The sequence below is a fragment of the Burkholderia sp. IO2 genome, from assembly GCF_029522185.1.
Classification (GTDB): Bacteria; Pseudomonadota; Gammaproteobacteria; order Burkholderiales; family Burkholderiaceae; genus Burkholderia; species Burkholderia cenocepacia.
The window spans coordinates 25,833-36,455 of the sequence record NZ_JAKWFH010000068.1 but is presented as its reverse complement, the minus strand read 5'-3'; the positions used below and the strand labels follow the sequence as shown (position 1 = coordinate 36,455).

Sequence of the window (10,623 nt, the reverse complement as noted above, 5' to 3'; positions counted from 1 at the left end):
GCGGCAGCGACCCCGGCCGGCTTCGCGGCCGGCTCCGGCGCGGCGGCGTCCGGCGGCGCGGCGCCCGGCGCGGCAGGCTGCATGCCCGGCTGCGCCATCGCGAGGCTCGCGAGCTGATTGAATTGCGTCTGCAGCAGGTTCCACCAGCCGGCCGGATCGAACGGCTGCTGCGCGGGGTCGCCCGCCGGCGCATCCCCCGCGGACGCCGCGGCATCGGGCGCGGGCTCGCCCGCCGACGCGGGCTTCGCGGCCTGGGCGGCGGCCACGGCCGCTTCCTCGGCCGCCGACATCGAGCTTTGCGCGAACGCGCCGAACGCACGCAGCGTCGCGAGCGTCGCGCGCTGCACCTCGAGCGCCTGGATCGCGGACTGCAGCATCCCCAGATTGAGCTTCAGCCATTGCTCGACCGCGCGCAGATCGGTGATCCGCTTGTCGAGCTCCTCGACGTTCGTGAGCGGCGACATCATGTCGGACATGCTCGACAGCGACGGCGGCAGCCCGTGCGTGGCGCCCGGAAACGGCGCCATCCCGCCGAACGGCGACATCCGGATCATGTCCCACATCCGGTCCATCATGTCGGCGGGCTGGAACCCGGCAAAGCCGGCGAAAGGGTTGGCGCCGGAGGCATCGGTCGTCATACGGGCATCCTGGTTGACTGGGGGAGCGAGGCGGCCGCCGTGCGTCGCGCAGCCGCGCGTGATTCGATCATAGCGCGCACGTCAGAACGGCGCCTCGCCGGGGAACGCGGGCGGGCGCCGCTCGCGCAGCGAACGGATGCCCTCCCGCACGTCGGGCCCCGAAAAACCCATGAATTCGAGCGCGAGCGACGTATCGAAGGTCGGGCCGGCCGTGCGCAGCCAGTTGTTCAGCGCGTACTTGGTCCAGCGGATCGCCGACTGCGAACCGTGCGCGAGCCGCTCGGCCACTTCGTATGCCTTCGGCAGCAGGTCGGCCGGCTCGACCGCGAGCGACACCAGGCCGATCCGCTCGGCCTCCTCGCCGCTCACGGGCTCGCACAGCATCAGGTAGTACTTCGCCTTCGCCATCCCGCACAAGAGCGGCCACACGATCGCCGCGTGATCGCCGGCCGCGACGCCGAGCCGCGTGTGGCCGTCGATGATGCGCGCATCCTTCGCGGCGATCGAGATGTCGGCGAGCAGCCCGGCGACGAGCCCCGCGCCGACGGCCGGGCCATGCATAGCCGACACGATCGGCTTGCTGCAATTGATCACGTTGTAGACGAGGTCGCGCGCCTCGCGCCACACGCGGGCGCGCACGTCGAAATCGTTCGCCATGTCCTCGACGAGCGCGAGATCGCCGCCCGCCGAAAAGCCCTTGCCTTCGCCGCGGATCACCGCGACGCGCGTGTCGGGATCGCGATCGACGTCGCGCCAGATGTCGGCGAGCTCGCGATGCATGCGCGCGTTCGCGGTCGCGAGGCCGCTGCGGTTCGCGCCCTCGCCGCTCATCACGATGTCGAGCACGCCATGGTCGCGGCGCGTCACCTTCAGTGCTTCGTAACCGCCGTACGCGGCAAGATCGGCCATCTGCTGCTCCTTGTGCGAGGCGCTCGAACGCCTGAATCGAGTGTAGCCAAGCCCGCGCGGTCAAACATCGGGCGAAACCCGGCGCGCGGGCCGAAGCCGGGTTTCGCCGCTGCGTTGCTTGCCCCGCGCCGCTTACGCCGCGCCGTCGGGCGGCGCGACCGACTGCTCGATCGCGCCGAAGATCGACTTGCCGGCCGCGTCGAACATCTCGATGCGCACGGTGTCGCCGTAGCGCATGAATTCGGTCTGCGGCGCGCCGTGCTCGATCGTCTCGAGGCAGCGCTTCTCGGCGATGCAGCAGTAGCCGCGCTTCGCGTCCTTGTTCGAGACCGTACCGGAGCCGACGATCGAGCCGGCACGCAGGTTGCGCGTCTTCGCCGCGTGCGCGATCAACTGGCCGAAGTGGAACACCATGTCGGTGCCCGCGTCGGGCTGGCCGACCTTCTTGCCGTTCCAGTGGACGATCATCGGGCGGTGCACGCGGCCTTCGCGCCACGCGTCGCCGAGCTCGTCGGGCGTGACGGCGACCGGCGCGAACGCGGTGGCCGGCTTGCTCTGGAAGAAGCCGAAACCCTTCGCGAGTTCGGCCGGAATCAGGTTGCGCAGCGACACGTCGTTCACGAGCGTGACGAGCCGCACGGCCTTCAGCGCGTCGTCGGGCGACGCGCTCATCGGCACGTCGCCGGTGATCACCGCGACTTCCGCCTCGAAATCGATGCCCCATTCCTCGGACGGGCACACGACGTCGTCGCGCGCGCCCAGGAAATCGTCGCTGCCGCCCTGGTACATCAGCGGATCGGTCCAGAACTCGGGCGGCATCTCCGCGCCGCGCGCACGGCGCACGAGCTCGACGTGATTCACGTACGCGGAGCCGTCGGCCCACTGGAACGCGCGCGGCAGCGGCGCCATGCAGTTGGCCGGGTCGAACGCGAACGCGTTGCGCGCGCGGCCGTGGTTCAGCGCGTCGTACAGGTCGCGCAGTTGCGGCGCGTAGAACGCCCAGTCGTCGAGGACGCGCTGCAGCGTCGGCGCGATCGCATCGGCAATCGCCGCGGTGTGCAGGTCGCGCGACACGACGATCAGCTGGCCGTCGCGCGTGCCGTCCTTCAGCGAAGCAAGTTTCATAGGGGGATCTGCCGTTGTAGTGACGATGGAGGGAATCTATTTTACGATGGTGAATCCCTGCGGCGCGCCACGATCGCGCACGCCGTTTTCGCCCCGTTTCCTGTCGCATTTTCGCGCACCCGCTGCCCATGCCCGCCAGCCTGCTTCCCGACGACGATCTCGCCGACTCCGATACCGACGACGCCGCCTCCGGCGAACCCGGCGAGAAGGTCCGCTCCGGCATCCAGTCGATCGAGGTCGGCTTCCGCCTGCTCGACGTGCTGACGAGCGAGCCGCGCGCGATGATGCTGCGCGATCTCGCGCAGCGCGCGGGCATGAGCCCGGCGAAGGCGCATCGCTATCTGGTCAGCTTCTCGCGGCTCGGCGTCGTGTCGCAGGACCCGGTCTCGGGCCGCTACGAGCTGGGCGGCTTCGCGCTGCAAATGGGGCTCGCGCGGCTCGCGCGCGTCGACGGCGTGAAGCTCGCGCGGATCGCGCTCACCGAATTCCGCGACCGCCTCGACCAGACGGTCGGCATCGCGGTGTGGGGCAACCAGGGGCCGACGATCGTGCACTGGATGGAATCGAGCCATCCGGCGAAGGCGTCGCTGAAGCTCGGCGACGTGATGCCGCTGCTCGGCTCCGCGACGGGCTTGCTGTTCGCCGCATACCTGCCGCGCAGCAAGACCGCCGCGATGCTGGAGCGCGAACTCGCCGATACGCGCCGCTCGCCACACCACGGCGGCCCGCGCACCCTCGACGAAGTCGAGACGGTGCTCGCCGACGTGCGCCAGCACCAGGCCGCGCGCGTCGAAGGGATGCTGCTGCCGACGATCCATGCGTTCTGCATGCCGGTGTTCGACGCGGTCGGCGAACTCGCGCTCGCGATCGTCGCGCTCGGCCAGGAAGGCTCGTTCGACATCGCATGGGGCGGCGAGATCGACACCGCGCTGCGCGCCTGCGCGCAGAAACTGTCTTACGAACTCGGCTATAGTCCCGACGCACGCGACGCCTGACGCATCCGGTTCACGCCACGTCACGCATCGCGAACGCGCGGCCCATCCGACGGTCCGATTCCTGTGGCGCGCGCCGCGCGCCCGACGTCACGCCAGCGCCCCGACCCTGTTCCGATGCCCATGCAGCCTGCCGATCTTCGCCCGCGTCACGCCCTGCCCCGCCGCTGGCTGCGCGTGGGCGTCGCGCTCGTCGCCGTGCTGGTGCTGCATGCGCTCGCCGGGTTCTGGCTGATGCGCAACCGCGAATCGTTCACGCCGCCGCCGGCCACGGAGATCCCGGTGCAGATCGAGCTGCTGAAACCGCAACCGATCGAGCGTCAGCCGGCCCCGCCGGCGCCGAAACCGGTCGAACGTCCGGCCGAATCGGCGGCGCCCAAGGCCGCCGCACCGAAGGTGGCCCCGCCGAAACCCGCGCCGTCGCACGAGCCGGTCCTCACGTCGACGCAGACCGCCGAGCACGGCGAACCGCCGGCTGCCGCCGCGTCCGCGGCGAGCGGCACACCGGGGGCTTCGGGTGCGCACGCCGCATCGGCCGCGGGCGCCAGCGCCGCGACACCGGGCCCCGCGACGAGCGGCGTGAAGTTCGCGGCGCCGCCGTCCGGCGACCTGCAGTACGACACGTTCTACAACGGCATGCAGAACATGATCGGCACGATCCACTGGCGCACCGACGGGCATACCTACGACTTGTCGGTGTCGATGCCGGTGCCGTTCGTCGGCCCGTTCACCTATCGCAGCGAAGGCCGCATCGACGCGTTCGGCGTCGCACCCGATCGTTACGTCGAGAAGCGCGGCAAGCGGCCGGAAGACATCGCGATCTTCAACCGCGAGATCCGGCAGGTCGTATTCACGCGCACGCCGAACAACGCGCCGCTGCCGGACGGCGTGCAGGACCGCTTCAGCATGCTGATGCAGTTGTCGGGGCTCGTGCGCGGCAATCCCGCCGCCTACAAGCCGGGCGTCACGCAGCAGTTCTTCGTGATCGACAACAACAGCGGCGAGACCTGGCCGATCACCGTGATCGGCGACGAACAGGTGCAGACGCAGGCCGGCATCGTCGCGGCGCGGCACTTCATGCGCCTGCCGCGCCGCGACGGCGACACGCGCCGCATCGACATGTGGCTCGCGCCGTCGCTCGGCTGGCTGCCCGCGCGGCTCGTGCAGAGCGAGCCGAACGGGGCGCAGATCGAACTGCTGTGGCACGGCCGGCTCGCCGCACCGAACGTGCCTGCCGACGCCGCGCCCAGCGGCGCAACGAACGCGCCCGCCGGCGCTCCGGCACTGGATGCATCGGCCGTGCCGCCCGCGGAACCCGCGCCCTCCACGCCGCCCGCCGCCGTGCAACCACCGGCGTCATCGACTGTCACACAGTGAACGCGCGCACATGAACGCGCACGAATCGGCAATTTCGACCGATTACAGATTTCCCGAAAATGGCCGATGACACTCTTTAACAACTATTTCAGTCCACCGGCTCACAATAAGAAACGTTTGATAGACATCGGCTTCTAACCGATACACCCCACGCAAACGGGAGAACGGGGTGTGCAGCGCAAGCCCCTTGAAACCGGCAAGGCTCGCCCCACCTAGGGGACAACAAGGCCAGATGCCACTGCGAAGAGGAGTGCCGCCATGCAAATGATCTACAACAGCCCCAACTACTGCGTCGTCGAATTTGCGCCGCAGGCCGGCCATCACCTGATGAATGCCGGCGGATACGAAATCGTCGACAAGAACGCGCAGCGCGAAATCTTCATCGACGGCGAACTTGCCGAACGATTCCGCGCGCACGTGAAGCAGCTGATCGAGGATGAACCGTCGCTCGACGAAGTCGACGAATTCCTCGGACAATTCGACAGTCTGATGATGATGCCCGTCGTGCTGCACTGACGATTCGCGGCCCGGCGCGTCACGCGGCCGGGCCATTCGCCGCGCATCGACGCGGCGCCGCGTGCACTCCGATCCTGCCCCCGTCCGGTTCGCCTGCGGGGGCTTTCATTTGACGGGCCGTCCGGCCGGCGCGGCGAGGGTCGGCGACCGCTTGACGCACCGGCTACAATGACGGTTTTCCGTCTTCGCCGGTCTTCCGCCCATGTCTGCGACTCCCCTCGCCGCTTCCGCCCCGCTCGACGCGCGCTACACGCGCGGCGCCGCCCTGCCCGCGCTGCTGAAATCGCGCATCCTGATCCTCGACGGCGCGATGGGCACGATGATCCAGCGCTACAAGCTCGACGAAGCCGCGTATCGCGGCGAGCGCTTCAAGGATTTCCCGCGCGACATCAAGGGCAACAACGAGTTGCTGTCGCTCACGCAGCCGCAGATCATCAGCGAGATCCACGATCAGTACTTCGCGGCCGGCGCCGACATCGTCGAAACCAACACGTTCGGCGCGACGACCGTCGCGCAGGCCGACTACGGGATGGAAGATCTCGTCGTCGAGATGAACGTCGCATCGGCGAAGCTCGCGCGCGAATCGGCCGCGAAATACGCGACGCCGGACAAGCCGCGCTTCGTCGCCGGCGCGATCGGACCGACGCCGAAGACGGCCAGCATCTCGCCGGACGTCAACGATCCGGGCGCCCGCAACGTCACGTTCGACGAGCTGCGCACGGCGTACTACCAGCAGGCGAAGGCGCTGCTCGACGGCGGCGTCGACCTGTTCCTCGTCGAGACGATCTTCGACACGCTGAACGCCAAGGCCGCGCTGTTCGCGCTCGACGAGCTGTTCGAGGACACCGGCGAGCGCCTGCCGATCATGATCTCGGGCACCGTCACCGATGCGTCGGGCCGGATCCTGTCGGGCCAGACCGTCGAGGCGTTCTGGAATTCGCTGCGCCACGCGAAGCCGCTCACGTTCGGCCTGAACTGCGCGCTCGGCGCGGCGCTGATGCGCCCGTACATCGCCGAGCTCGCGAAGCTGTGCGACACCTACGTGTCGTGCTACCCGAACGCGGGCCTGCCGAACCCGATGAGCGACACCGGTTTCGACGAAACCCCCGATGTCACGTCGGGCCTGCTGAAGGAGTTCGCGCAGGCCGGGCTCGTGAACCTCGCGGGCGGCTGCTGCGGCACGACGCCCGAGCACATCGCCGAGATCGCGAAGGCGCTCGCCGGCGTGAAGCCGCGCCGCTGGCCGAACCAGTACAGCGACAACGCCTGACCCGACCGCCTCACGTCCTTCCTTAAAAGAATTCGCACCGCCATGACCGATCACATGATGCGCCTTGCCGGCCTCGAGCCGTTCAACGTCACGCCCGGGACGCTCTTCATCAACGTCGGTGAACGCACCAACGTCACCGGCTCGAAGGCGTTCGCACGGATGATCCTCAACGGCCAGTTCGACGAGGCGCTCGCCGTCGCGCGCCAGCAGGTCGAGAACGGCGCGCAGGTGATCGACGTCAACATGGACGAGGCGATGCTCGATTCGAAGGCGGCGATGGTGCGCTTCCTGAACCTGATCGCGTCGGAGCCGGACATCGCGCGCGTGCCGATCATGATCGACTCGTCGAAGTGGGACGTGATCGAAGCCGGCCTCAAGTGCGTGCAGGGCAAGGCGATCGTGAACTCGATCTCGCTGAAGGAAGGCGAGGACGCGTTCCGCCACCACGCGAACCTGATCCGCCGCTACGGCGCGGCCGCGGTCGTGATGGCGTTCGACGAGACCGGCCAGGCCGATACCTACGCGCGCAAGACCGAGATCTGCAAGCGCTCGTACGACTTCCTCGTGAACGAAGTCGGCTTCCCGCCGGAAGACATCATCTTCGACCCGAACATCTTCGCGGTCGCGACGGGCATCGAGGAGCACAACAACTACGCGGTCGACTTCATCGAGGCGACCCGCTGGATCAAGCAGAACCTGCCGCATGCGAAGGTGAGCGGCGGCGTGTCGAACGTGTCGTTCTCGTTCCGCGGCAACGACCCGGTGCGCGAGGCGATCCACACCGTGTTCCTGTATCACGCGATCCAGGCCGGGATGGACATGGGCATCGTGAACGCGGGCCAGCTCGGCGTGTACGCCGATCTCGACGCGGAGCTGCGCGAGCGCGTCGAGGACGTGATCCTGAACCGCCGCGCGGATTCGACCGATCGCCTGCTCGAGATCGCCGACAAGTTCAAGGTGGGCGGCGCGAAGAAGGAAGAGAACCTCGAGTGGCGCAACCAGCCGGTCGAGAAGCGGCTCTCGCACGCGCTGGTGCACGGCATCACGACCTTCATCGTCGAGGATACCGAAGAAGTGCGCGCGAAGATCGCCGCGGCCGGCGGCCGTCCGATCAACGTGATCGAAGGCCCGCTGATGGACGGGATGAACATCGTCGGCGACCTGTTCGGCCAGGGCAAGATGTTCCTGCCGCAGGTCGTGAAGTCGGCGCGCGTGATGAAGCAGGCGGTCGCGCACCTGATCCCGTTCATCGAGGAAGAAAAGCGGCTGCTCGCGGAAGCGGGCGGCGACGTGCGCGCGAAGGGCAAGATCGTCATCGCGACCGTGAAGGGCGACGTGCACGACATCGGCAAGAACATCGTGTCGGTCGTGCTCCAGTGCAACAACTTCGAAGTGGTCAACATGGGCGTGATGGTCCCGTGCAACGAGATCCTCGCGAAGGCGAAGGTCGAAGGCGCGGACATCATCGGGCTGTCGGGCCTCATCACGCCGAGCCTCGAGGAAATGGCGTACGTCGCGTCCGAAATGCAGCGCGACGACTACTTCCGCGTGAAGAAGATTCCGCTGCTGATCGGCGGCGCCACGACGTCGCGCGTGCACACGGCGGTGAAGATCGCGCCGCACTACGAAGGCCCGGTCGTCTACGTGCCGGATGCGTCGCGCTCGGTGTCGGTCGCGTCGAACCTGCTGTCCGACGAAGGCGCGGCAAAGTATCTCGACGAGCTGAAGTCCGACTACGAACGCATCCGCGACCAGCATGCGAACCGCAAGCAGCAGCCGATGGTCACGCTCGCCGACGCGCGCGCGAACAAGACCAAGATCGACTGGGCCGGCTACCAGCCGGTCAAGCCGAAGTTCATCGGCCGCCGCGTGTTCAGGAACTACGACCTGAACGAGCTCGCGAACTACATCGACTGGGGTCCGTTCTTCCAGACCTGGGATCTCGCGGGCCCGTACCCGGCGATCCTGAACGACGAGATCGTCGGCGAATCGGCGCGGCGCGTGTTCTCCGACGCCAAGTCGATGCTCGCGCGCCTGATCCAGGGCCGCTGGCTGACCGCGAACGGCGTGATCGCGCTGCTGCCGGCGAACACCGTCAATGACGACGACATCGAGATCTACAGCGACGAGTCGCGCTCCGAGGTGCTGCTCACGTGGCGCAACCTGCGCCAGCAGAGCGTGCGCCCGGTGGTCGACGGCGTGATGCGGCCGAACCGCTCGCTCGCCGATTTCATCGCGCCGAAGGAATCGGGTGTGGCCGACTACATCGGGATGTTCGCGGTGACGGCCGGCCTCGGCGTCGACGCGAAGGAAAAGCAGTTCGAAGCCGACCATGACGACTACAGCGCGATCATGCTGAAGGCGCTCGCCGACCGTTTCGCCGAAGCGTTCGCCGAAGCGATGCACGCGCGCGTGCGGCGCGAGCTGTGGGGCTATGCGAGCGGCGAGACGCTCGACAACGACGCGCTGATCGCCGAGAAGTACGCGGGCATCCGCCCGGCGCCCGGCTACCCGGCCTGCCCGGACCACCTCGTGAAGCGCGACATGTTCGACGTGCTGCACGCGGACGAGATCGGCATGAGCGTGACCGACTCGCTGGCGATGCTGCCGGCGGCGAGCGTGTCGGGCTTCTACCTCGCGCATCCGGACAGCCGCTACTTCTCGGTCGGCAAAATCGGGCAGGATCAGCTCGAGGACTATGCGCGGCGCATGGCGCTGTCGCTCGACGACGCACGTCGCGCGCTCGCGCCGCAACTGTAACCGCGTCGACCTACCGCTTCCATCACCACGCGCCCCGATCCAGGGGCGCGTCGCACAACAGCTCAATTCATCAGGATACCTAATCTCAATAATCAAGATCGAAGCCGCTGTAACGCCGAGCTTTCGGGCCAACGCGCGTGGGCGACATGACGCGCCCTTCTCTCTAAATCATTCCCGCCATGTCGACCTTCGAGATCCGGATCACCGAAACGCCAGCGGACAGCGCAAGCCCGTTCCCGCCGACGATTTACCGCGGCGAGCGCTGGGATCTGGACCATCTGCGTCCATTGACCTTCACCTGCGATCTGGAAACCGGCTTCGATGTGACGGTTCTTGTCCTGTTCTCGTGTCACTGCTTCACACGCAGCTTCAAATGGGACGGACGCAGCCGCGACACCATTCCGGACGGCGAGATCTACGACGACGGCCGCGAGACACGCGTGCTTTGCGCGGACCGGTATCGCGCGTCACGGGAGCTGTTGCGCGGCGTGATCGTGGGGCTGGCGACGCGCCGGATCGTCGTCGCGGATGAACGGCAACCCAATTTCGTCACGGTGGAGGCGGTCGCATCGGACGGCACGCAACGCGTGTATGCCGTGTTCTTCGAGGTGTCGAAGGACCGGATCAGGAAACGCCGGCTCATCCTGCGCGTACAGTCGGCCTACATGCTGGACGGCGGCCTGAACCGGCGCCAGCGGGAAGCCCGGAAAGTCGCGTTGCGCACGTTGCTGCGCGCGAGCCTGGAAGGCCGCAAGATCCGGGCGTAGAAAAACCAACGGCCGCCTTTCGGCAGCCGTCGCATGCGGGATTCTCTTTCCGTCTTTCGACGAAATACCCACTCCAGGTGGGACCCGGTTGTCCGGGCGGCGCTATGTTTTCGCACCCGCTTTCACATAGTCTTGCGTTGAATTATAAGGAATTTCATCTTTCGGTCAAGGCAAGTGCCACGCTGCCGCCCCGATTTCGCGCCCGCCTTCCGCTGAGCGCAACTTTCATCAGACAAAAGAAAAAGCCCGCTCGAAAGCGGGCTTTTTCC

At 67.5% G+C, this 10,623-nt stretch carries 9 protein-coding genes; 6 read left to right on the top strand and 3 right to left on the bottom strand.

The features are described 5' to 3' along the window. The 3 genes from MMB92_RS30695 to MMB92_RS30685 all read right to left on the bottom strand — a co-directional run. A partial coding sequence (locus MMB92_RS30695; protein ID WP_277563157.1) for a PhaM family polyhydroxyalkanoate granule multifunctional regulatory protein occupies positions 1 to 638 on the bottom strand: 638 nt, incomplete at its 3' end. 81 nt (positions 639 to 719) lie between these two features. Further along, complete coding sequence (locus tag MMB92_RS30690; protein ID WP_034201315.1) at positions 720 to 1,547, bottom strand: enoyl-CoA hydratase/isomerase family protein; 828 nt, start codon at positions 1,545 to 1,547, stop codon at positions 720 to 722. 132 nt (positions 1,548 to 1,679) lie between these two features. Beyond that, positions 1,680 to 2,672 carry a fumarylacetoacetate hydrolase family protein gene (locus MMB92_RS30685; protein ID WP_006490901.1) on the bottom strand — a complete coding sequence of 331 codons (993 nt, stop codon included), beginning with the start codon at positions 2,670 to 2,672 and terminating at the stop codon, positions 1,680 to 1,682. Between the two features lie 128 nt (positions 2,673 to 2,800). Here MMB92_RS30685 and MMB92_RS30680 point away from each other — a divergent pair, with 128 nt between their 5' ends. From MMB92_RS30680 to MMB92_RS30655, 6 genes are all read left to right on the top strand, one after another. Beyond that, entirely contained in the window at positions 2,801 to 3,667 is an 867-nt protein-coding gene (locus MMB92_RS30680; RefSeq protein WP_006490900.1) for an IclR family transcriptional regulator, read from the top strand. A gap of 114 nt (positions 3,668 to 3,781) precedes the next feature. After that, on the top strand, positions 3,782 to 5,041 hold the full coding sequence (locus MMB92_RS30675; RefSeq protein ID WP_034201314.1) for a DUF3108 domain-containing protein: 1,260 nt from the start codon (positions 3,782 to 3,784) through the stop codon (positions 5,039 to 5,041). 258 nt (positions 5,042 to 5,299) lie between these two features. Beyond that, entirely contained in the window at positions 5,300 to 5,557 is a 258-nt protein-coding gene (locus MMB92_RS30670; protein ID WP_006477667.1) for a DUF3567 domain-containing protein, read from the top strand. 202 nt (positions 5,558 to 5,759) lie between these two features. Further along, positions 5,760 to 6,827: a homocysteine S-methyltransferase family protein gene (locus MMB92_RS30665; protein WP_277563156.1), complete on the top strand. Its 1,068-nt coding sequence runs from the start codon at positions 5,760 to 5,762 to the stop codon at positions 6,825 to 6,827. 42 nt (positions 6,828 to 6,869) lie between these two features. Continuing rightward, on the top strand, positions 6,870 to 9,587 hold the full coding sequence (metH, locus tag MMB92_RS30660; protein ID WP_006495430.1) for a methionine synthase: 2,718 nt from the start codon (positions 6,870 to 6,872) through the stop codon (positions 9,585 to 9,587). A 179-nt stretch (positions 9,588 to 9,766) separates the two neighbouring features. Continuing rightward, complete coding sequence (locus MMB92_RS30655) at positions 9,767 to 10,354, top strand: hypothetical protein (protein WP_006495431.1); 588 nt, start codon at positions 9,767 to 9,769, stop codon at positions 10,352 to 10,354. The last annotated feature ends 269 nt before the right edge of the window (positions 10,355 to 10,623 follow it).